Source organism: Pseudomonas sp. G1002 (assembly GCF_013385455.1).
Classification (GTDB): Bacteria; Pseudomonadota; Gammaproteobacteria; order Pseudomonadales; family Pseudomonadaceae; genus Aquipseudomonas.
Map to the genome: position 1 here is coordinate 56,233 of NZ_JACAPY010000048.1, position 19,149 is coordinate 75,381.

26 protein-coding genes are annotated in these 19,149 nt (G+C 61.4%); 18 read left to right on the top strand and 8 right to left on the bottom strand.

Annotated features, from left to right (window positions below; genetic code table 11):
- Positions 1–42 precede the first annotated feature (42 nt).
- From HX801_RS27560 to HX801_RS27570, 3 genes are all read right to left on the bottom strand, one after another.
- Positions 43–966, bottom strand: coding sequence for a c-type cytochrome (locus tag HX801_RS27560; protein ID WP_177023085.1), 924 nt, complete (start codon positions 964–966; stop codon positions 43–45).
- Positions 963–1,613, bottom strand: a complete 651-nt coding sequence (locus HX801_RS27565) for a c-type cytochrome (RefSeq protein WP_256344302.1) — start codon at positions 1,611–1,613, stop codon at positions 963–965. Before HX801_RS27565 ends, HX801_RS27560 begins: the two co-directional genes overlap by 4 nt.
- A 195-nt stretch (positions 1,614–1,808) precedes the next feature.
- Positions 1,809–2,159, bottom strand: a complete 351-nt coding sequence (locus HX801_RS27570; RefSeq protein WP_003212585.1) for a hypothetical protein — start codon at positions 2,157–2,159, stop codon at positions 1,809–1,811.
- Between the two features lie 212 nt (positions 2,160–2,371).
- Between HX801_RS27570 and HX801_RS27575 the strand changes: the two genes are divergently transcribed.
- From HX801_RS27575 to ada, 5 genes are all read left to right on the top strand, one after another.
- On the top strand, positions 2,372–2,674 hold the full coding sequence (locus HX801_RS27575) for a DUF1883 domain-containing protein (protein WP_003212586.1): 303 nt from the start codon (positions 2,372–2,374) through the stop codon (positions 2,672–2,674).
- An 11-nt stretch (positions 2,675–2,685) separates the two neighbouring features.
- Positions 2,686–2,850 carry a hypothetical protein gene (locus HX801_RS27580; RefSeq protein ID WP_166742130.1) on the top strand — a complete coding sequence of 55 codons (165 nt, stop codon included), beginning with the start codon at positions 2,686–2,688 and terminating at the stop codon, positions 2,848–2,850.
- Between the two features lie 82 nt (positions 2,851–2,932).
- Positions 2,933–3,649 carry a 2OG-Fe(II) oxygenase gene (locus HX801_RS27585; protein WP_177023086.1) on the top strand — a complete coding sequence of 239 codons (717 nt, stop codon included), beginning with the start codon at positions 2,933–2,935 and terminating at the stop codon, positions 3,647–3,649.
- Positions 3,639–4,319: a DNA oxidative demethylase AlkB gene (gene alkB / locus HX801_RS27590; RefSeq protein WP_134326567.1), complete on the top strand. Its 681-nt coding sequence runs from the start codon at positions 3,639–3,641 to the stop codon at positions 4,317–4,319. Before HX801_RS27585 ends, alkB begins: the two co-directional genes overlap by 11 nt.
- Positions 4,320–4,395: 76 nt before the next feature.
- The gene (ada, locus tag HX801_RS27595; protein WP_008432501.1) at positions 4,396–5,460 is read left to right on the top strand and encodes a bifunctional DNA-binding transcriptional regulator/O6-methylguanine-DNA methyltransferase Ada; all 1,065 of its coding nucleotides are present in this window, start codon (positions 4,396–4,398) and stop codon (positions 5,458–5,460) included.
- Between the two features lie 6 nt (positions 5,461–5,466).
- Here ada and HX801_RS27600 read toward each other — a convergent pair whose 3' ends face one another.
- Positions 5,467–6,051 carry an ABATE domain-containing protein gene (locus HX801_RS27600; RefSeq protein ID WP_177020092.1) on the bottom strand — a complete coding sequence of 195 codons (585 nt, stop codon included), beginning with the start codon at positions 6,049–6,051 and terminating at the stop codon, positions 5,467–5,469.
- A 176-nt stretch (positions 6,052–6,227) separates the two neighbouring features.
- Here HX801_RS27600 and HX801_RS27605 point away from each other — a divergent pair, with 176 nt between their 5' ends.
- The 7 genes from HX801_RS27605 to HX801_RS27635 all read left to right on the top strand — a co-directional run bounded on the left by HX801_RS27605 (position 6,228) and on the right by HX801_RS27635 (position 12,836).
- Complete coding sequence (locus tag HX801_RS27605; protein ID WP_177023087.1) at positions 6,228–7,106, top strand: alpha/beta fold hydrolase; 879 nt, start codon at positions 6,228–6,230, stop codon at positions 7,104–7,106.
- Positions 7,107–7,216: 110 nt separating this feature from the next.
- The gene (locus tag HX801_RS27610) at positions 7,217–8,281 is read left to right on the top strand and encodes a nitronate monooxygenase family protein (protein WP_177023088.1); all 1,065 of its coding nucleotides are present in this window, start codon (positions 7,217–7,219) and stop codon (positions 8,279–8,281) included.
- 119 nt (positions 8,282–8,400) lie between these two features.
- Positions 8,401–9,168, top strand: a complete 768-nt coding sequence (gene modA / locus HX801_RS27615; RefSeq protein WP_256344303.1) for a molybdate ABC transporter substrate-binding protein — start codon at positions 8,401–8,403, stop codon at positions 9,166–9,168.
- The gene (gene modB / locus HX801_RS27620) at positions 9,169–9,849 is read left to right on the top strand and encodes a molybdate ABC transporter permease subunit (protein ID WP_003212595.1); all 681 of its coding nucleotides are present in this window, start codon (positions 9,169–9,171) and stop codon (positions 9,847–9,849) included.
- A complete protein-coding gene (gene modC / locus HX801_RS27625) occupies positions 9,849–10,934 on the top strand; it encodes a molybdenum ABC transporter ATP-binding protein (protein ID WP_177023089.1) in 1,086 nt (361 codons plus the stop codon). Before modB ends, modC begins: the two co-directional genes overlap by 1 nt.
- 91 nt (positions 10,935–11,025) lie before the next feature.
- Positions 11,026–12,054 (top strand): DNA topoisomerase IB, encoded by a 1,029-nt coding sequence (locus HX801_RS27630; RefSeq protein ID WP_008432490.1) that lies wholly within the window; start codon positions 11,026–11,028, stop codon positions 12,052–12,054.
- A gap of 77 nt (positions 12,055–12,131) precedes the next feature.
- Positions 12,132–12,836 carry a YoaK family protein gene (locus HX801_RS27635; protein ID WP_087693906.1) on the top strand — a complete coding sequence of 235 codons (705 nt, stop codon included), beginning with the start codon at positions 12,132–12,134 and terminating at the stop codon, positions 12,834–12,836.
- A 141-nt stretch (positions 12,837–12,977) separates the two neighbouring features.
- On the opposite strand, the gene HX801_RS27640 is transcribed toward HX801_RS27635, so the two are convergent.
- Positions 12,978–13,331, bottom strand: a complete 354-nt coding sequence (locus HX801_RS27640) for a hypothetical protein (RefSeq protein WP_087693907.1) — start codon at positions 13,329–13,331, stop codon at positions 12,978–12,980.
- Positions 13,332–13,440: 109 nt separating this feature from the next.
- Here HX801_RS27640 and HX801_RS27645 point away from each other — a divergent pair, with 109 nt between their 5' ends.
- Positions 13,441–13,701, top strand: coding sequence for a hypothetical protein (locus HX801_RS27645; protein WP_003212600.1), 261 nt, complete (start codon positions 13,441–13,443; stop codon positions 13,699–13,701).
- 152 nt (positions 13,702–13,853) lie between these two features.
- On the opposite strand, the gene HX801_RS27650 is transcribed toward HX801_RS27645, so the two are convergent.
- The 3 genes from HX801_RS27650 to HX801_RS27660 form a co-directional block, all read right to left on the bottom strand.
- Positions 13,854–14,165, bottom strand: coding sequence for an AzlD domain-containing protein (locus HX801_RS27650; RefSeq protein WP_008432487.1), 312 nt, complete (start codon positions 14,163–14,165; stop codon positions 13,854–13,856).
- On the bottom strand, positions 14,165–14,857 hold the full coding sequence (locus HX801_RS27655; protein WP_177023090.1) for an AzlC family ABC transporter permease: 693 nt from the start codon (positions 14,855–14,857) through the stop codon (positions 14,165–14,167). The genes HX801_RS27650 and HX801_RS27655 overlap by 1 nt, the downstream gene beginning before the upstream one ends.
- Positions 14,858–14,929: 72 nt before the next feature.
- Positions 14,930–15,145, bottom strand: a complete 216-nt coding sequence (locus HX801_RS27660) for a hypothetical protein (RefSeq protein ID WP_003212603.1) — start codon at positions 15,143–15,145, stop codon at positions 14,930–14,932.
- 177 nt (positions 15,146–15,322) lie between these two features.
- Between HX801_RS27660 and HX801_RS27665 the strand changes: the two genes are divergently transcribed.
- The 5 genes from HX801_RS27665 (at position 15,323) to HX801_RS27685 (ending at position 19,023) form a co-directional block, all read left to right on the top strand.
- Positions 15,323–15,679 (top strand): metalloregulator ArsR/SmtB family transcription factor, encoded by a 357-nt coding sequence (locus HX801_RS27665; protein ID WP_003212604.1) that lies wholly within the window; start codon positions 15,323–15,325, stop codon positions 15,677–15,679.
- Between the two features lie 18 nt (positions 15,680–15,697).
- Positions 15,698–16,981, top strand: coding sequence for an arsenic transporter (locus HX801_RS27670; protein ID WP_177023091.1), 1,284 nt, complete (start codon positions 15,698–15,700; stop codon positions 16,979–16,981).
- 13 nt (positions 16,982–16,994) lie between these two features.
- On the top strand, positions 16,995–17,465 hold the full coding sequence (locus HX801_RS27675; protein ID WP_177023092.1) for an arsenate reductase ArsC: 471 nt from the start codon (positions 16,995–16,997) through the stop codon (positions 17,463–17,465).
- A gap of 80 nt (positions 17,466–17,545) precedes the next feature.
- Positions 17,546–18,337: an AraC family transcriptional regulator gene (locus HX801_RS27680; protein ID WP_177023093.1), complete on the top strand. Its 792-nt coding sequence runs from the start codon at positions 17,546–17,548 to the stop codon at positions 18,335–18,337.
- A gap of 74 nt (positions 18,338–18,411) precedes the next feature.
- Complete coding sequence (locus HX801_RS27685; RefSeq protein ID WP_177023094.1) at positions 18,412–19,023, top strand: LysE family transporter; 612 nt, start codon at positions 18,412–18,414, stop codon at positions 19,021–19,023.
- Positions 19,024–19,149 lie beyond the last annotated feature (126 nt).

A 19,149-nucleotide genomic window follows, 5' to 3' on the forward strand; every position in this document is an offset into this window, starting at 1 on the left:
ATGCCGCTGATTCAGCGGCATTTTTTATGGGTTATCGACAGTTTAACGGATGCCTTGGCCAATCAGTACGCCATCGACCGTCTGCCCGTAAAGATTGACGCCGTCATTGGCGTGGAACTTCACCCGGGTTTTCTCCACGGAGCCGTCCACGAGGCGCGGGTCCTGAGGACGCTCGTGACGGTTGACGTAGGCCGCCACGTCCCAGGCTTGCTGGTCGGTCAGGCTGCCGCCCTGGCCCAGGGGCATGTTGTGCTTGATGAAGGACGCTGCCGTATTGATTCGATGCATCCCGGCGCCCCAGTTGTAGGAGTCTTTACCCCAGAGCGGCGGCATCACGTAGTTGTCGCCCACTTTCTGGCCCTGGCCTTCGGCGCCATGGCACACCGCGCACTGGCCCTTGTAGACCTCTGCGCCCTGGGCCAGGTCGTAACCCTTGGCGGGTGCCGGCACGTCCGGGTAGCCACGGCCCGGCAGTTCGACGCCCAAGGGAGCCTTGCTCGCCAGCCAGTAGGCATACACCGACAGCGCGGTAATCTCCGGGCTGTCTGCAGCCGGTGGCGTGCCGCCATTCATGCTGAACTGGAAACAGCCCTGCAAACGCTCGGCGAAGGTGTTGACCTTGTCGTTCTTTTTCCGATACGCCGGGTACATCGGGTAGGCACCCCACAGCGGCGCCGAATTGGCCAGGCGACCCTGGTCCAGGTGGCAATTGCTGCAATTGAGGCCATTACCGACAAATTGCGGCGCCAGGCGCTTGGTGTCGACAAACAGCGCGTAGCCCTGTTTCACCAGCTTGCCGTAGGCGTTGCCCGGCAGCTCGCTTTCTTTGGGCGGCTGGAACTGCACGGCAGCCCCATGAGCGCCGGCTGGCTGCAACTGTGACTGGTCTTCCATGGCAATAGGGGCGGCATGGACGGGTACGCCGATCAGGCTTCCCAGCAGCGGAGCAAACAAGAAGCGCTTCATGGCTTGGCCTCCTGGCCGCTCAACGAGGCAAAATAGGTGGCCACGGCCTGCACTTCTTCAGCGCTGAGGGATTTGGCGATATGGCCCATCAGATCATTCGGATCGTTATGGCGCGTGCCGCTGCGCCAGGCGTTCAACTGCGCCGCGAGGTAGGCCGCAGATTGTCCGGCCAGGGGTGGAAACCCGTCGCCGACGCCCACGCCGGCCGGGCCATGACAGCTGACACAGGCCGGAATCTGGCGCTCCCACGCACCTTGCAGGGCAATCTTTTGCGCAGCGTCAGTAGGCATCTCGCTGCGGTGCACCGGCACAGGTGCGGGCGCAGGCATTGCCGCCAGCTGCCGGGTTACAGCGCTGACTTCCTCTTCCGTGAGGGCGTTGGCCAGTGGCTGCATCACCGGGCTGTTCCGGGCGCCACTTTTAAAATCGTGCAGTTGCTTACGCAAATACCCCGCCGATAAACCGGCCAAACGCGGAAAACCCGCGGCTGCCAGCCCCAGGCCATCAGCCCCGTGGCAGGCCACGCACGGCGCAGCTCCCGGCTGCGAGCCGCCCTGCATATAAACGTTTTTCCCCTCCAGCGCGTGGGCATTGCCCAACATCAGCAACAACGCGCTACCCATCAGAACTCGTTCCAGAGACATCATCACGACTCCATTTTTATAGTTATATGCTTAGGCGAATTAGGCATAAGCCTACAAATGGTAGGGCAATGGCCCGGTCGCGACAACACTCATCCGCGAGCAAAAGGACGGTGTACTGAACCTCGCGCACAAAAAAGCCCGACGCTGCGGCAGCAGGGTCGGGCTTCTTGATCGGATTCGAGGTGGGCGGCTACAGACTCAGCCGGAAATGCACGCTTCCCCCGCAGCCTTCACGTCACCTGGACGAATAGGCACATTGGACATGCTCTCGTAGAGCTTGATACTGCTCCCGCTGGAGCGCTCTTCAATTTCAAAAATGGCCGACGGGTCGGCAGAAAACTTCTGCGGTACGATAACTTGAACACCATCCTTGTGAGGCTCGATCTGCGAAGGCCTGCGGGTTTTAGACAATTTCTGGACAACGCACGCCGCGTATTCCTGTGGTTTTTTCCCGGAGATCACTGCCAGCGTTGGTGGGGTCTGCTTGATATCCGCCACCGAAGCACATCCACCCAACGCCAGGGCCAGAACCAACACACTCCACTTCATATAAAAACCTCCGATAAAGACCCTACGACAGCGAAGAAGGTATTTTTCTCCCGCCCACGTAGGATTTATCCCTGATAACTCGGTAAATAACTGTTTTAAATTGTCGAAGTCGTCGACGACGGTCCGATAATAAACGTGCTGGGGCTGATAAACTCCATCTTAACCTACGTATCGTTCTGATTTTTCAGAAAAAGCCCTTCTGGAGACACCTTATGAAATTCATCCACCAGCGTGAGCACCTCAATGAAGGAGATATTGTCGTCATTGAATGCTCGCAAACCTGCAACATCCGCCTGATGAGCGATGCCAACTTTCGCAGCTTCAAGAACGGCGGCCGCCATACTTACCACGGCGGCGCGTTCGACAAGTTCCCGGCAAAAATCACTGCGCCCAGCACCGGGTTCTGGAACATCACCCTGGACGTCGTGACCCGCCGCGCCATCAGCGTGACCAAAAAGCCGACGTTGTCCCACAAGATCCGCATTGTGCGCCGCACCAATTCGAAACTGAGCTGACAGGAATGCCCGTGACTACCACCAAATATGTGATCAAGTACAAACTCAACGGTGAGCGCCGCTTCGAGTTCGCCCAACTGCAAGCAGGCAGCGTGGAGGAAGCCAAGGAAGCCCTGGCGAAAATCCACGATGCCAGCGATGAGATTACCGACATCAATGTGAGCAAGGCGCTGTAATTCGAGCGCAAGCATCGGAGTGTTCTGACCCTGACGACTTTCTAGACTGGCAGCCCTAATGCGCTGCCACAGGAACTTGTCGATGCCTTCCACTCCACTGCATGAACGCCTGGCCAAGCTGGACTGGGCCGCCATCGAGCAAGCCCTTGATGAACAGGGTAACGCACTGATTCCGGCCCTGCTGGATCAGCAGGAATGCGCTGAACTGAGCGGCCACTACCCCCGACCCGAACTGTTTCGCTCCCATGTGATGATGGCCAGGCACGGCTTTGGCCGCGGCGAATACAAATATTTCCGCTACCCGCTGCCAGCGCCGATCTGCGCGCTGCGTGAACAGCTGTATGGGTTCCTGGCGCCCCAGGCCAATCGCTGGAACGAACAGATGAACCTGCCGATCACCTATCCGGTGCACCATGCCGACTTCATTGCCCGCTGCCACGCTGCCGGGCAGCAACGCCCTACCCCGTTATTGCTGCAATACGGTCCAGGCGACTACAACTGCCTGCATCAGGATCTGTACGGGGAACATGTGTTTCCCCTACAAGTTGCCATCCTGTTGTCGCAGCCGGGAGAGGACTTTCGTGGCGGGGAGTTGGTGCTGACGGAGCAGCGGCCAAGAATGCAATCCCGGGCTCAGGTCGTCCCTCTTAACCAGGGTGACGCGGTAATCTTCGCGGTCAATCAGCGACCCATGCCGAGTGTGAGGGGGTTTCATCGGGTGACCTTGCGCCATGGGGTCAGTGTTCTGCACAGTGGTACCCGGCATACCTTGGGAGTGATTTTTCACGATGCGCAGTAAGACCCTTCCCGGATCAACCGCCGATTTATTCGCCGATGAGGCGCTGCAACAGCCCCCGGGGCGCGAGCAAATCGGTGAACAATCCTACGTCCTCAGAGGCTATGCCCTGCCCTGGCTCGAGCGTTTGCTACCGGAACTGCGACGGGTATTGGCTCAATCGCCCTTCAGGCAAATGGTCACGCCCGGTGGTTTTACCATGTCGGCGGCGTTAAGCAGTTGCGGTGACTTGGGCTGGACGACCGACTCCACCGGTTATCGCTACTCCCCGATTGACCCGAATAACCAACAACCCTGGCCAGCCCTGCCGGCCGCATTGCGCGAACTGGCCGTGATGGCGGCAGCAGATGCAGGTTTCGACGATTTCGAGCCGGATGCCTGCTTGATCAACCGCTATGTGCCAGGCGCGAAAATGTCCCTGCACCAGGACAAGAACGAGCGGCGCTATGCCGCCCCGGTGGTCTCGGTGTCATTGGGTTTACCGGCGATCTTCCTGTTCGGCGGCCATGAGCGCAGCGACAAGACGCAAAAAGTCTCGCTGTTCCATGGCGACGTAGTGGTATGGGGCGGCGTGGACCGCCTGCGCTTTCACGGCGTGATGCCGATCAAGCCCGGCACGCATCCGGTCATGGGGCCGCAGCGCATCAACCTGACGTTTCGCACGGCCGGATGAATTTGACCGCAAGCATCGGAGTGATGGAAATGCCCCACGGGACTAACCTGGCATTCTTCAACCAGGAGCCACCACCATGACCGCGCGCCACGCCACCGAACAAGACCCCCGCTGGGCAGCGATTGTCGCCCGAGACGCCAAGGCCGACTTGACCTTCGTCTATGGTGTGAAAACCACCGGTGTGTACTGTCGCCCCAGCAGTTCCGCACGGCGCCCGCGCCCGGAGAACGTCGAGTTCTTCGACACCCCGCAACAGGCTGAAGCGGCGGGCTACCGGCCCAACAAGCGCGCGTCGGGGGACCAGACCCAGGTGGCCGCACGCCATGCGCAACTGGTGGCAGCGGCCTGTCGGCACATCGAACAGGCCGAAACCCTGCCGCCCCTTGAAGATCTGGCCGCCCTTGCCGGCTTGAGCCCGTTCCATTTTCATCGGGTGTTCAAGGCGGTGACCGGCCTGACGCCAAAGCGTTACGGCAGCGCTCATCGCTCGCGCAAGGTGCGCGACGGCCTCAAGGACCAGCACTCGGTGACCGATGCGCTGTACGACGCCGGCTTCAATTCCAACAGCCGCTTTTATGAGGCTGCCGACCAATTGCTCGGCATGAAGCCCCGCGACTACAAAGCCGGCGGCACCAACACGGATATTCGCTTTGCCGTTGGCCAATGCTCGTTGGGCGCCATTCTGGTGGCCCAGAGCAATCGCGGTGTGTGCGCGATCCTGCTGGGGGATGACCCGGACAAACTGGTGCGCGACCTGCAGGACCAGTTTCCCCGCGCCAATCTGCTGGGTGCCGATCACGACTTCGAACAATTGATCGCCCAAGTGGTGGGCTTCATCGAAGCGCCGGCCCTGGGCCTGGACCTGCCCCTGGACTTGCGCGGCACTGCGTTTCAGGAACGCGTGTGGCAAGCCTTGCGGGAAATCCCGGTGGGGTGCACCGCCAGCTACGCCGAGATCGCCCAGCGCATCGGCGCGCCGACCGCCTATCGCGCCGTGGCCCAGGCATGTGGTGCCAACAGCCTGGCGGTGGCGATTCCCTGCCATCGCGTGGTGCGCGCCGACGGCAATCTGTCGGGCTACCGCTGGGGCGTCGAGCGCAAGCGGCAGTTGCTGGAGCGCGAAAGCCCGGCAGAATCCTGAGGACGTCTACACCAGTTTGCGCTTGCGAAACTCGGCCACCTTATGCCGATTGCCACACAGCGCCATGCTGCACCAGCGGCGCCTGTGGCCCTTGGTGCGGTCGTAGAACCACAGCACGCACTCGGGATGTTCGCAGGTGCGGACCAGGCCGAAATCCCCTTCCACCAGTAACGTCGCGGCGGCTTCGGCAATCGGCGCCAGGAACTGCTCGGCAGTCTGCACCTTGCGCTGGCGCTCCAGCCGCAACTCGCCAGGCGCCGGCCAAGCCAGTTGCGGGTGACTGACCGCCTTGCGCAGGAACGCATTCAGCGCGCCGGGATCGCCCTGCTGGCCGGCCTTGCGCTGTTCCAGTAACACGCGGATCACTTCCCGCAATCCCCGCGCCGCGCCCAGCAGTGCCCCCTCCTCAAATACCGGTACTGCGCCCTCCTCGGCCCAGCCAAGCCGCACCAGCCAGCGCTCGACATCGGCATCGCCTTGCCAGAATTCAAAGGGCACACCGTCGACATTCGCCCGGGTATTGAGCATGTCCAGCACGGGATGATCAGCCAGGACGTAGGGTTCCAATGGGGATGGGGTGATGGCGGGCATGGCGAATCCTCTTCAAGTCCGCGCCATCGTAACCGCTGATTTTGCTTTTGAATAGTTACTAAATTCGCCGACCAGTAACCCATTAAATTAATTTGACAGGTTACATTTTCAAGCGCAGCCTGCAAAACCAGTAACCCAACAAATCAATTTAATCAGTTACAAAGAGGACTACGATCATGTCGATTTCAGCCCCGGTTGTTCGCTATCAGCACGTTGATGCCGATGGTGTGCGCATTTTCTACCGTGAAGCCGGCGACCCGTCCGCGCCGGTGTTGCTGCTGCTGCATGGCTTTCCCAGTTCGTCCCATATGTACCGTGACCTGATCCCGCTGCTTGCCACCCGCTACCGGATCATCGCCCCGGACTTGCCAGGCTTCGGCTTCACCGAAGTCCCCGCCGAACGCAATTACCACTACAGCTTCGATAACCTGGCGATCACCGTTGGCCACTTCGTCGACGCCCTGAACCTCAGTCGCTATGCCCTCTATGTGTTCGACTATGGCGCACCGGTGGGCCTGCGCCTGGCCGTGGCCCACCCGGAACGGGTCAGCGCGCTGATATCGCAAAACGGCAATGCCTACCTGGAAGGTTTGGGTGACGCCTGGGCTCCGATCCGGGCCTACTGGGCCGAGCCGAGCCAGGCCAATCGCGAGGTGATTCGCAACGCGGTCATCAGCCTGGAAGGCACGCGTTATCAGTACCTGCATGGCGTGTCGCAACCGGAGTTGGTGGCGCCGGAGTCCTACATGCTCGACGTGCTCCTGATGCAGCGTCCCGGCAATGACGAGATCCAGTTGGACCTGTTCCTCGACTACCGCAACAACCTGACGCTGTACCCGGCGTTCCAGGCGTTTTTCAAGGCCACGCAAGTGCCGGCGCTGGTGATCTGGGGCCAGAACGATCCCTTCTTCATCCCGCCGGGCGCCCATGCCTACAAAGGCGACAACCCCAACGCCGTGGTGGAATTACTCGACACCGGCCACTTCGCCCTGGAAACCCACGCCGCGCATATTGCCCAACGGATTCATGAAGTACTGGGCGACGCCATCAACTGATAACCGCCCATGAAACACTGGATTCGTCCAGTGAATAATACAGACTGGCCTGGTGCTGCCTGGCCCTGCTAAAACGACGGAACAGCATTCCACCGTTGGAGAAGCGTCCCATGAGCACCTGGCCAGACACCCGAATTCTTGACCTGCTGGGCATCGAGTTACCGATCATTCAGGCGCCCATGGCCAATGCCACGAGCACGGCCATGGTGATTGCGGCCAATCAGGCCGGCGCCCTCGGTTCAATGCCGGCGGCGGCGCTCAGCATCGAGCAACTGCGCGAAGCACTCACCACGATTCGCCAGGCCAGTTCGCGGCCGCTGAACGTAAATTTCTTCTGCCATCAGCCACCGACGCCGGATGCTCACCGCGACCTTCAGTGGAAGAACCTGCTGGAAACCTACTACCGCGAGCTGGGCGCCGATTTTGACGCGCCGACGCCCGTCTCCAACCGCGCACCGTTCAACGACGCCGCCTGTGAAGTGGTGGAAGAATTCCGCCCGGAAGTGGTGAGCTTTCACTTCGGCCTGCCGGAAAAATCCCTGCTGGACCGGGTCAAGGCCACCGGGGCGAAAGTGCTGTCGTCGGCTACCACCGTCGAAGAAGCCATCTGGCTGGAACAGCACGGCTGCGATGCAATCATCGCCATGGGCAACGAAGCCGGTGGCCATCGCGGGATGTTCCTCAGCGACGACCTGAATAGCCAGATCGGCACCATGGCGCTGGTGCCACAGGTTGTCGATGCCGTTCGCGTGCCGGTGATTGCGGCCGGCGGCATCGGGGATGCCAGGGGCATTGTCGCGGCCTTCGCCCTTGGCGCGTCAGCGGTGCAGATTGGCACCGCGTACCTGTTTACCCCCGAGGCCACCGTCTCGAAGTCACACCACCACGCCTTGCGCACTGCCCAGGCCAGTGAAACCGCGCTGACCAACCTGTTCACCGGGCGCCCGGCGCGGGGCATCATCAACCGCGTAATGCGTGAGTTGGGCGCGATCAACCCCACGGCGCCGGCGTTCCCGCTGTCCGGCGGTGCGTTGATGCCGCTCAAGGCCAAGGACGAAGCCGGCTTCAGCAACTTGTGGTCGGGCCAGGCGCTGCGCCTCGGCAAAGACATCTCCAGCTATGACCTGACGCTGCAACTGGCCGCGCAAACCCTGGAAAAACTCGGCCGACGCTGAACCTGAACTCCCGGGACAACTTTGCGCTGTACCGGCAGTGGCCAACCGCTATATATTCCCATACATAGCGGTAGTCCCCTTCTGCCTATAACAAGCCGCAAACCCCAAGGAGCTTCTTGATGATGATTCGCGCCTCACGCCTGGCCCCCACGGCCCTCGCTACCCTGATCGCCGCGTTTGGCTTCTCCTCGGCGAATGCCGATGAAGTACAGGTGGCCGTGGCTGCCAACTTCACCGCACCGATCCAGGCGATTGCCGCCGACTTTGAAAAAGACACCGGCCATAAACTGGTCGCTGCCTACGGCGCTACCGGCCAGTTCTACACCCAGATCAAGAACGGCGCGCCGTTTGAAGTGTTCCTCAGCGCCGACGACACCACCCCGCAGAAGCTCGAAGCCGAAGGCGACACCGTCAAGGGCTCGCGCTTCACCTACGCGGTCGGCACCCTGGCGCTATGGTCGGCCAAGGAAGGCTACGTCGATGGCAAGGGCGAAGTGCTGAAGAAAAACCAGTTCCAGCACCTGTCCATCGCCAACCCGAAAGCCGCGCCTTATGGCCTGGCCGCCACCCAGGTGCTGGCGAAGGAAGGCCTGACCGAGAAGGTCAAGGACAAGCTCGTTGAAGGCCAGAACATCACCCAGGCCTATCAATTCGTCTCCACCGGCAACGCCGAACTGGGTTTTGTAGCGCTGTCGCAGATCTACAAGGACGGCAAAGTCACCAGCGGTTCGGCCTGGATCGTACCGTCGTCGATGCATGACCCGATCAAGCAGGACGCGGTAATCCTCAACAAGGGCAAGGACAGCGCCGCCGCCAAGGCCCTGGTTGAATACCTGAAAGGTCCGAAAGCCGCCGCGGTGATCAAGTCCTACGGTTACGAGCTGTAAATGCCGCTGTCGAGTGCCGATTTTTCCGCGATCTGGTTGACCCTGAAACTGGCGTCGCTGACCACGGTCATCCTGCTGATCATCGGCACTCCGATCGCCCTGTGGCTGTCGCGCACCCGCTCGTGGTGGCGCGGCCCCATTGGCGCGGTGGTGGCCTTGCCGTTGGTGTTGCCACCCACGGTGATCGGCTTCTACCTTCTGCTGACCATGGGCCCCAACGGCTACTTCGGCCAGTTCACCCAATGGCTGGGCCTGGGCACCCTGACCTTCAGCTTCGCCGGGTTGGTGATTGGCTCGGTGATCTATTCGATGCCGTTCGTGGTGCAGCCGTTACAAAACGCCTTCTCCGCCATCGGCACTCGCCCGCTGGAAGTGGCCGCGACCTTGCGGGCCAATCCCTGGGACACCTTTTTCACGGTGATCCTGCCCCTGGCGCGCCCGGGGTTTATCACCGCGTCGATTCTCGGTTTTGCCCACACCGTCGGCGAGTTCGGCGTGGTACTGATGATCGGCGGCAATATTCCCAACAAGACCCGGGTGGTCTCGGTGCAGATCTACGACCACGTCGAAGCCATGGAATACGCCCAGGCCCACTGGCTGGCCGGGTCCATGGTGGTGTTTTCTTTCCTGGTGTTGCTGGCGCTCTACTCCAGCCGTAAAACCAAGGCGGGCTGGAGCTGATGTCGATGATCGAGGTACGCCTGCAACTGAAGTATTCCGGGTTTGCCCTGGACGTCGACCTGCACCTGCCCGGTCGCGGGGTGACGGCGCTGTACGGCCATTCCGGCTCCGGCAAGACCACCTGCCTGCGTTGCATCGCCGGGCTGGAGCGGGCTGAAGAGGGTTTCGTGCAGATCAACGACGAGGTCTGGCAAGACAGCCGCAAAGGACTGTTCGTGCCACCCCACAAACGCGCCCTGGGCTACGTGTTTCAAGAAGCCAGCCTGTTCCCGCATTTGTCGGTACTGGCCAACCTGGAGTTCGGCTTCAAGCGCATCCCGCGCCAGCAACGCCGGGTGGAGATGAGCCACGCCACCGAACTATTGGGCATCGGCCACCTGCTGGACCGCCATCCGCAGCACCTTTCCGGCGGTGAGCGCCAGCGCATCGGCATCGCCCGCGCCCTGCTCACCAGCCCGAGCCTGTTGCTGATGGATGAACCGTTGGCCGCGCTGGACAGCAAACGCAAAAGCGAGATCCTGCCGTATCTCGAACGCCTGCATGACGAACTGGAGATTCCGGTGCTGTACGTCAGCCATGCCCAGGACGAAGTGGCGCGCCTGGCTGATCACATCGTGTTGCTCAGTGACGGCAAGGCCCTGGCCAGCGGCCCCATCGGCGAAACCCTGGCCCGGCTTGACCTGCCCATGGCCCTGGGCGACGACGCCGGCGTGGTGATCAACGGAACGGTCTGCGCCTACGACGAGCATTACCAGTTGCTCACCCTGCAATTGCCCGCGAGCCAATTGCAGATGCGCGTGGCCCATGCACCATTGGCGCTGGGCAAACAGTTGCGTTTCAAGATCCAGGCGCGGGACGTCAGCTTGAGCCTGCAGGCCGAGGAACACAGCAGCATCCTCAATCGCCTGCCGGTGACGGTGACCCAGGAAATCCCGGCGGACAACGCAGCCCACGTGCTGGTGAGCCTGGACGCCGCCGGCACGCCGCTGCTGGCGCGCATCACCCGTTACTCGCGGGACCAGTTGCAGCTGCATCCCGGCCAGACGCTGTGGGCGCAAATCAAGGCGGTGGCGGTACTGGCCTGACTGCCCGACAGCTGCTACGGGGGAGCAAACTTGTTGGCACGACCGCAAAACCCTGCGGTCAATCAGAAATACCTGCCAAGGAATTTGCGCCATGCCCGATCCTGCGTTGCTTGCCGACCTGCCCCGCGACCTGCATTACGTCGACGATACCCAGCCCGGGATCTCCCGCAAAAAGCTGCGGGGCAAATTCCAATACTTCAAGGCCGACGGCACACGCATAACCGATGCCGACGAAATCAAACGCATCAACGCACTGGCAGTGCCGCCGGCCTATACCGATGTGTGGATCTGCGCCGACCCGCGCGGCCATCTGCAGGCCACCGGGCGGGATGCCCGGGGGCGCAAGCAGTACCGCTACCACCCGCGCTGGCGCGAGGTGCGCGACACCGACAAATACTCCCGGCTGCAACAGTTCGGCAGCGCGCTGCCCAAGTTGCGCAAACAGTTGGAAGCACAGATCGAGGCGCCCGGGTTCAATCGGGAAAAGGTCCTGGCCACGGTGGTGCTGCTGCTCGACGCCACCCTGATCCGCGTCGGCAATACCCAATATGCCCGCGACAACCGCTCCTACGGCCTGACCACCCTGCGCACCCGCCATGTGGATATCAAGGGCAGTGAGATCCTGTTCCAGTTTCGCGGCAAGAGCGGCATCGAGCACCAGATCAGCGTCAAGGACCGGCGCCTGGCCACGGTGATCAAGCGTTGCCTGGAGTTGCCGGGGCAGAACCTGTTCCAGTACCTGGACGAGAACGGCGAGCGCCATACCGTCAGCTCAACCGATGTGAATGCCTACCTGCACACCCTAACCGGCGCGGATTTTACCGCCAAGGACTACCGCACTTGGGCCGGCAGCGCCCTGGCGCTGGCAGTGCTGCGCGAGCTTGAGTGGCAGCCGGAATCCGACGCCAAGAAACATGTGGTGGAGATGGTCAAGAACGTTGCCAAGCAACTGGGCAACACGCCGGCGGTGTGCCGCAAGTGCTACATCCACCCGGCGGTGCTGGAGCATTTCAGCCTGGGCGAACTGGCGAAGCTGCCCAAGCCCCGAGTGCGCAAAGGCTTGAAAGCCGAGGAAGTCGGGCTGGCGATGTTTCTGGAGCAACTGGCCGAACGCCTGTAAGTGCGCCAAGTCATTGCAGCGGAGCACGAAGCGCCCTACGGTAGTGGCCGGATAATCTCACCGAGGAACCCGGCCCCATGCTGCCTTCATCCCTGAAGCCCTACACCAACGCCGCCTTGCTGCATCGCCACAAATGGCGCGGGCGTGTCGGGTTGCTGCTGGTGGCCAGCCTTTCCGTGCTGGCGGGCATGACCGATGCGATTGGTTTCATGGCCAGCGGGGATTTTGTGTCGTTCATGAGCGGCAACACCACGCGCCTCGCCGTGGCGATCAGCGAAGGCGACCTGGGCCTTACCGCGCGCCTGACACTGCTGGTGGCGACGTTTATCGCCGGGAATGCGCTGGGCGTGATGGTCAGCCGCGTCAGCCGGCGCCACGCCCTGCCCTTGTTGCTGTGCATCGCCACCCTGCTGTGCGGGGCTGCGGCCTGGCCGTTCGCCGATCAATTGCCGGCGTTGCTGGCAGCGATCATCGCCATGGGCATGCTGAATGCCGCCGTCGAAGAAGTGAACGGGTTGCCCGTGGGGCTTACCTATGTCACCGGGGCGCTGTCACGCTTTGGTCGCGGACTGGGCCGCTGGATGCTCGGTGAACGCCGCAACGGCTGGCGCGTGCAACTGATCCCGTGGGCCGGGATGTTTGTGGGTGCGGTGATCGGTGCGTTGCTGGAGCACCACATGGGGATTCGTGCGCTGCTGGTCAGCGGGGTGCTGTCGGCGCTGTTGGGGCTGGTGTCGCTGAAGATTCCGCGGCGCTGGCACCTGGGGTACATGCCCCGCTAGAAAACAGTTGCCCTCCCGACGCTCCGGCCTCGACATCCCTGTACCGGTAAAGAGCCGTCACGCCGGGTGAGCGGGAAAATACTAAAACAATGCCTGCGGGACTGTCCGCAGGGCATTTCTGAACTTTTCTAACGGAATGGATTACAGGCAGGTCGCCAGTGCCGCCAGGCGGCGCTTGGCCGGATAGTCATCCTGGGCCGCGTAATAGTTGACGGAGGCGCCGGCGCCGGCACTGCGCACGTCGACAAAATAGTCACCTGCCGTGGTGTAGATGGTGAAACCACCAGCCTGTGCAGGCTCCATGAAACCACCGGCATCCACCCCGAACACCGCTTCATCCTGCCAGCCGAACTGGATGCACTGGGCAACCACCAGCGGAGCCTTGTCCGAGGCCAGGGTTTTGTAGGGCGCGCCGGTACGCGCCTCTTTCATCTTCGAGCCCGCGCAACCGGCCAGCGATGCCAGGACCAAAGCGCCAATTACCACCATCCGCATACCGAAGCTTCCTTGGAAAAAACGCGACTGTACCATTAGCAGGCGACACCGAAGGATTATTGCGTCACCCTGCCGCCTACTTACGAACCCGCTTTTACCCGGAAACCCCATGACACCCAATGCCGAGCGCTACAACCCCTCCACCGACTACGCCGACAAGCTGATCAGCCGCATCGGCCAGACGCCTTCGTGGATCGCCAAACGCATCGGCGTGACCGACAAGCGCATCCGCTACATCCTTGACGGCGAGCGCACCGTGAAGGGCGAAAGCACCCCGATCCAGATGACCTACACCGAGCAATTTGCCCTGGAATGCCTGGCGGCCGAGGCGAAAGCCAACAAGAAAGCCGCCGCCCCGGTTATCGAATAGCTGACAGATTCATGAACTTTGTTTCACTGTGAAGGAAGACCTCGCCGCCTATAGTCGGCAGGCTCATTTTTAAGAAGTCTCCCTTCCAGCCTGCCCTCCCGCAGGCTTTTTTTTGCCTTGGTTTTGCTCCCCCCGTAGCAGGAGTTTGTTGGTCAGAGCAGCCAGCGGAACAGATAGAACAGCGCCATGCTCAGCAACACGGTGATCAGCACGCTACGGGTCCAGAACATCAACGCCACGGCGCTGATTCCGGCCAGCAGGTAGGGGTTGCCCACACTCAGGTTGAGCTTGTGATCAGCCAGGAAAATGATCGGGCCGCAGATGGCGGTGAGCATCCCCGGTACGGCAAACCCGAGAAACTCCCGCGCCCCGCGATTGAGGCGCACCGGCAGGCGCGGCTCGAGAAACAGGTAGCGGTTGAGAAACACGATCAAACCCATGCCAAAAATCATCACGAAGATCATTATTGCCCTACTCCCAGCCGCTTGCAGGCATACCCTGCGCTCATCCCCAACACACCGGACACCACCACCGCCGATTCCCAGTGCAGGTAGCTCAGCCAAACCGAGCACAGCAACGACACGGCTACGCAGACGATGGTCGGCACGTCGCGCACTACCGGGGTGATCAGGGCGATAAAGGTCGCTGCGATCGAGAATTCCAGGCCCAGTTGATCCAGCCCGGGAATGCTTTTGCCGAGCACGATGCCGGCGAAGGTAAAGACGTTCCAGATAATATAGAACGTCAGGCCGACGCCCAGGGCGTACCAGCGATTGAAGGTCTGGCGGTCGTACTGGCTGACCAGGGCGAAGAATTCGTCGGTCAGCAAAAAGCCCAGGCTCATGCGCCACCGTGGTTTGAGCGGCGACAGCGTGGGACGCATGTGCATGCCGTAGAGCAAATGCTGGGAGGTCAGCAGCAAGGTGGTCAGCAGGATCGAAATCAGGCTGGCGCCGCTCTTGACCATACCGATGGCCACCAATTGTGCGGCACCGGCAAACACGATGGTCGACAGCCCCTGGGCTTCCAGCGGCGTGAATTGGGCATCAATTGCAGTCGAACCGGCCAGCAATCCCCACGGCGCACACGCCAGGGACAATGGAATGATCGCAATCGCGCCACGGGAAAAGGCATTCAGAGGCAGAGCGTTAGGCATACACAACAAGCTCATCGACAGTCAGTCGACAAGCATGCCAGCGGTATCAGGGATTGTCTTGAACGATCGTGCTCAAGCCAGTTTGACCGACACCCGCTCCACCGCGTCCCGGGCTTCGCGCAGTTCGTGGGCGTCCTGGTTGAGCCGGTGGATGGTATTGAGCAGGCGCTGGCGCAGCACTTCATCGCTGAGCTTTTCGACGGCGCGCATCAGGTCAAACGCCGCGGTTTCGTTATTGTCCGCGACGGAATCCAGGGTCTTGCGCAGGTTGCGAGTGGCACGGGTCACACGTTTTCTTCCTTCATCACCAATGGGCAGGCACTTTAGGACATTTGTGTTTCAGTTTAATTTCAACCACTTGTCATCGATTGTCGGGCACTTGACGCAGGTCAATCGAAACAAGGTTTGACTAATATATATGGAAATCCGTATATTCGTATTTCCATATGTATCAAGGCACTGACCATGTCAGATCTTTTCTCCCCGCCCAACGTCTTCAAATGCCTGGCCGACGCCACCCGCGCCAGGCTGACGTTGTTGATCCTGCGTGAAGGCGAACTTTGCGTGTGCGAATTGATCCATGCTCTGGACGACAGCCAGCCGAAAATCTCCCGCCACCTGGCGCAACTGCGCAGTTGCGGGTTGCTGCTGGACCGTCGCCAGGGCCAGTGGATTTATTACCGCCTCAACCCGGCCTTGCCGGAGTGGGTGACGGCAGTGCTCGACACCACCCTGCAAGCCAACCAAGCCTGGTTAAAAACAGACGCCCAGCGTCTGGAAACCATGGGTGACCGACCACAACGGGCCAGCGCCTGCTGCTGATCCTGCGGAGAGCTTTTCATGCTTGTAGCCGTTGCTATCTTTCTGTTCACCATCTTTTTGGTCATCTGGCAGCCCAAGGGCCTGGGCGTGGGCTGGAGCGCCACTATGGGCGCGATCCTGGCCCTGGCGTGCGGGGTTATCAGCCTGGCCGACATCCCGGTGGTGTGGCACATCATCTGGAACGCCACCGGGACCTTTGTCGCGCTGATCGTCATCAGCCTGCTGCTGGATGAGGCGGGCTTCTTCGCCTGGGCTGCCTTGCATGTGGCGCGCTGGGGCCGTGGGCGCGGTCGGCGACTGTTCGCGTACATGGTGCTGCTGGGCGCGCTGGTATCGGCTTTGTTCGCCAACGACGGCGCGGCGCTGATCCTCACGCCCATCGTGATGTCGATGCTGTTGGCGTTGCGCTTTTCCCCGGCAGCCACGCTGGCGTTCGTCATGGGCGCCGGGTTTATCGCCGACACCGCGAGCCTGCCGCTGGTAGTCTCCAACCTGGTGAACATCGTCTCGGCCGACTATTTCAAGATCGGCTTCAACGAATACGCCGCAGTGATGGTGCCGGTGAACCTGGTGAGCGTCGCCGCGACCCTCGCCGTATTGCTGTGGTTTTTCCGCCGGGACATTCCGCAAACCTACGACCCGGCAGACCTCGACGACCCTGCCAGTGCGATCCACGACCGCGCCACTTTCCGCGCCGGCTGGTGGGTGCTGGGCATCCTGCTGGTGGGCTGCTTTGCCCTGGAACCGCTGGGCATTCCCATCAGCGCAATTTCTGCCGCCTGCGCCATATTACTGCTGGTGATCGCCGCCAAGGGCCACAAAATCTCCACCCGCAAGGTGCTGAAGGAAGCGCCCTGGCAGATCGTGATTTTCTCCCTGGGCATGTACCTGGTGGTCTACGGCCTGCGTAACGCCGGGCTGACCGACTACCTCGCGACCTGGCTCGACACCTTCGCAAGCTATGGCGTATGGGGCGCGGCCTTGGGCACCGGTGTACTCACCGCGCTGCTGTCTTCGGCGATGAACAACCTGCCAACCGTGCTGATCGGCGCGCTCTCCATCGAGGCCAGCCACGCCGTGGGCGTGGTCAAGGACGCGATGATCTACGCCAACGTGATCGGCAGCGACCTAGGCCCCAAAATCACCCCTATCGGCAGCCTGGCGACCTTGCTCTGGCTGCACATCCTGGCACGCAAAGGCATCACCATCACCTGGGGTTACTACTTCAAGGTCGGGATCGTGCTGACCCTGCCGGTACTGTTGATCACCCTCGCCGCCCTGGCCTTGCGCCTCAGTTTCTAACGGAGTTCGCTTGATGAAAGTCCTGTTCATGTGCACCGCCAACAGCTGCCGCAGCATTCTCTCGGAAGCCTTGTTCAACCATCTGGCGCCGGACGGTTTCCAGGCCATCAGCTCCGGGAGCTTCCCCAAGGGCCAGGTGCTGCCACGCAGCCTGACCACGCTGAAAGCCGCCGGCATCAGCACCGAAGGCTTGTACAGCAAGGGCAACGACGCCTTTGAAGGCAGCCCGCCGGACATCGTCGTCACCGTGTGCGACAAGGCTGCTGGAGAAGCTTGCCCGGTGTATTTCGGCCCGGCGCTCAAGGCGCATTGGGGATTGGAGGATCCGTCTGATGTTCAAGGCGATGAAGCCCAGGTCGACGCCGCGTTCCGCGCCACCCTGGAAATCATTGAACGGCGCTGCCGGGCTTTTTTCGAGATTCCGTTCGCCAGCCTCAGTCCCATCGAAATCAAGGCCGAGCTTGATCGCATCGCCACGCCGTAACCGAAGAGCCGGGCGAGTAGTCGATCTGAAGCCCTTTTCCGGCGTATGCTCGCGGGCAACGGTCACAGCGAGCCCCCTCAATGAGTTCCATGCAGCACGCCTGGCTGGGCAACTACGAAGTCAGCAGCACCACCTGCACCGGCCTGACATTTGCCCGCCACAGCCATGATGAATGCGTGATCGGCGTCAACCTGCTCGGCGAGGAACAGGTGTGGCTGGATCGTCGCACCTTCGAGGCCGGCCCAGGCAGCATCACCCTGTACAACCCGGGGCAGATTCAAGGCGGCGGCGCGGCCGAAGGGCAGCCGTGGCGGTTTGTCAGCTTGTATGCGACTGCCGAGCAATTGGCGGCTGATCTGGGTCTGGCGCACCTGGAGTTCGACCGTTCGCTGTGCTTCCAGCCGGCGTTGGCGATGAAACTCGCCGGGGCGATTGAAGGCGCGTTGAGTGTCGATCCGCTGGCCCGTGAGCTGAGTGAGGAAGCCCTGGTGGTGCTGCTCGGCGAAGTCGTCGGTTGCAGCGGCGTCCGCTTGCCTGGCAGCACTGCGGTGGGACGCGGGTTGGTGATCAAGGCCCAGGAATTGCTGGCTGAAAACTTGCACCAGGCGGTGGCACTCGAGACCCTTGGTGACGAGTTGGGCCTGTCGAAATTCCATCTGCTGCGGGCTTTTCAGAAAGAAACCGGGCTGAGTCCACGCCAGTGGGCGATGCAACTGCGTACCCGGCGCGCCAAGGGGCTGTTGCGCTCAGGCGTTGCGGCGTCGCAGGTTGCCCATGCCTTGGGGTTTGCTGACCAGAGCCATCTGAATCGGCATTTCCGGGCGGCCTACGGGATCACACCGGGGCGCTATCAACGCCTGCTCAAGGGCTGAAAAGCGCAATCTGGTTCAAGACGACTTACACACCCTTCCCTAAAATGCCGGCCATCACTTGAAGGAAGGCAGGCATGTTGACGATCTTTTTTTCGGCGCTGGTGTTTGGGTTTGTGTTTTGCCTGTCGCCGGGGGCGGTGCTGGCGGAGACGCTGCGCCGTGGGCTGCTGCATGGGTTTACCCCTGCGCTGTTGGTGCAGATCGGTTCGCTGGTGGGCGATGCCGTGTGGGCGGTGATCGGGCTTACGGGCATGGCGTTGTTGATCCAGCATGAGTCGGTGCGGGTCCCGCTGACGGCCGTTTGTGGGCTGTATCTGGCCTGGCTCGGGATTCGCAGCCTGATGGATGCCTGGCACTTGCCAGAGGCCGGGAGTGCGCCGGCCAGGTCCGGGCAGAATGCGCTGGTGGTGGGGGCGGCGATTTCCCTGGCCAATCCGAAGAACATTGTCTATTGGGGGGCGCTGGGGAGTGCGTTATCGGGGATAGTCGGGGCGGCGCCTAGCCATGGGCAGACGTTGATGTTTTTTGCGGGGTTTATGCTGGCTTCGGTGTTGTCGTGTTTTTTGATTGCGGGGTTGGTCAATTTGCTGCGGCGGAATGCTTCGCCCATGTGGCAGAGGGTTAGCTATGGGGCCTGTGGGGTGGTGCTGCTGTATCTGGCGATGTTGGCGTTGCGGGGGATTTGAGGGGGCATATCCGTTATTTGGGTGACGGCGGCCTATGGTTCCGCTCTTACAGCGGCTCACTTTGGAAAAGCCGGAATGCCGGCCCAGCCCAAAGTGGGCAAAGGGCTCCGCAATACCTGCGTTCGG

What these genes read in the sequence shown, in the direction of transcription:
- HX801_RS27560 (WP_177023085.1), bottom strand. Translation starts at nt 966, where the DNA reads ATGAAGCGCTTCTTGTTTGCTCCGCTGCTGGGAAGCCTGATCGGCGTA.
- HX801_RS27565 (WP_256344302.1), bottom strand. Translation starts at nt 1,613, where the DNA reads ATGATGTCTCTGGAACGAGTTCTGATGGGTAGCGCGTTGTTGCTGATG.
- HX801_RS27570 (WP_003212585.1), bottom strand. Translation starts at nt 2,159, where the DNA reads ATGAAGTGGAGTGTGTTGGTTCTGGCCCTGGCGTTGGGTGGATGTGCT.
- HX801_RS27575 (WP_003212586.1), top strand. Translation starts at nt 2,372, where the DNA reads ATGAAATTCATCCACCAGCGTGAGCACCTCAATGAAGGAGATATTGTC.
- HX801_RS27585 (WP_177023086.1), top strand. Translation starts at nt 2,933, where the DNA reads ATGCCTTCCACTCCACTGCATGAACGCCTGGCCAAGCTGGACTGGGCC.
- alkB (WP_134326567.1), top strand. Translation starts at nt 3,639, where the DNA reads ATGCGCAGTAAGACCCTTCCCGGATCAACCGCCGATTTATTCGCCGAT.
- ada (WP_008432501.1), top strand. Translation starts at nt 4,396, where the DNA reads ATGACCGCGCGCCACGCCACCGAACAAGACCCCCGCTGGGCAGCGATT.
- HX801_RS27600 (WP_177020092.1), bottom strand. Translation starts at nt 6,051, where the DNA reads ATGCCCGCCATCACCCCATCCCCATTGGAACCCTACGTCCTGGCTGAT.
- HX801_RS27605 (WP_177023087.1), top strand. Translation starts at nt 6,228, where the DNA reads ATGTCGATTTCAGCCCCGGTTGTTCGCTATCAGCACGTTGATGCCGAT.
- HX801_RS27610 (WP_177023088.1), top strand. Translation starts at nt 7,217, where the DNA reads ATGAGCACCTGGCCAGACACCCGAATTCTTGACCTGCTGGGCATCGAG.
- modA (WP_256344303.1), top strand. Translation starts at nt 8,401, where the DNA reads ATGATGATTCGCGCCTCACGCCTGGCCCCCACGGCCCTCGCTACCCTG.
- modB (WP_003212595.1), top strand. Translation starts at nt 9,169, where the DNA reads ATGCCGCTGTCGAGTGCCGATTTTTCCGCGATCTGGTTGACCCTGAAA.
- modC (WP_177023089.1), top strand. Translation starts at nt 9,849, where the DNA reads ATGTCGATGATCGAGGTACGCCTGCAACTGAAGTATTCCGGGTTTGCC.
- HX801_RS27630 (WP_008432490.1), top strand. Translation starts at nt 11,026, where the DNA reads ATGCCCGATCCTGCGTTGCTTGCCGACCTGCCCCGCGACCTGCATTAC.
- HX801_RS27635 (WP_087693906.1), top strand. Translation starts at nt 12,132, where the DNA reads ATGCTGCCTTCATCCCTGAAGCCCTACACCAACGCCGCCTTGCTGCAT.
- HX801_RS27640 (WP_087693907.1), bottom strand. Translation starts at nt 13,331, where the DNA reads ATGCGGATGGTGGTAATTGGCGCTTTGGTCCTGGCATCGCTGGCCGGT.
- HX801_RS27645 (WP_003212600.1), top strand. Translation starts at nt 13,441, where the DNA reads ATGACACCCAATGCCGAGCGCTACAACCCCTCCACCGACTACGCCGAC.
- HX801_RS27650 (WP_008432487.1), bottom strand. Translation starts at nt 14,165, where the DNA reads ATGATCTTCGTGATGATTTTTGGCATGGGTTTGATCGTGTTTCTCAAC.
- HX801_RS27655 (WP_177023090.1), bottom strand. Translation starts at nt 14,857, where the DNA reads ATGCCTAACGCTCTGCCTCTGAATGCCTTTTCCCGTGGCGCGATTGCG.
- HX801_RS27665 (WP_003212604.1), top strand. Translation starts at nt 15,323, where the DNA reads ATGTCAGATCTTTTCTCCCCGCCCAACGTCTTCAAATGCCTGGCCGAC.
- HX801_RS27670 (WP_177023091.1), top strand. Translation starts at nt 15,698, where the DNA reads ATGCTTGTAGCCGTTGCTATCTTTCTGTTCACCATCTTTTTGGTCATC.
- HX801_RS27675 (WP_177023092.1), top strand. Translation starts at nt 16,995, where the DNA reads ATGAAAGTCCTGTTCATGTGCACCGCCAACAGCTGCCGCAGCATTCTC.
- HX801_RS27680 (WP_177023093.1), top strand. Translation starts at nt 17,546, where the DNA reads ATGAGTTCCATGCAGCACGCCTGGCTGGGCAACTACGAAGTCAGCAGC.
- HX801_RS27685 (WP_177023094.1), top strand. Translation starts at nt 18,412, where the DNA reads ATGTTGACGATCTTTTTTTCGGCGCTGGTGTTTGGGTTTGTGTTTTGC.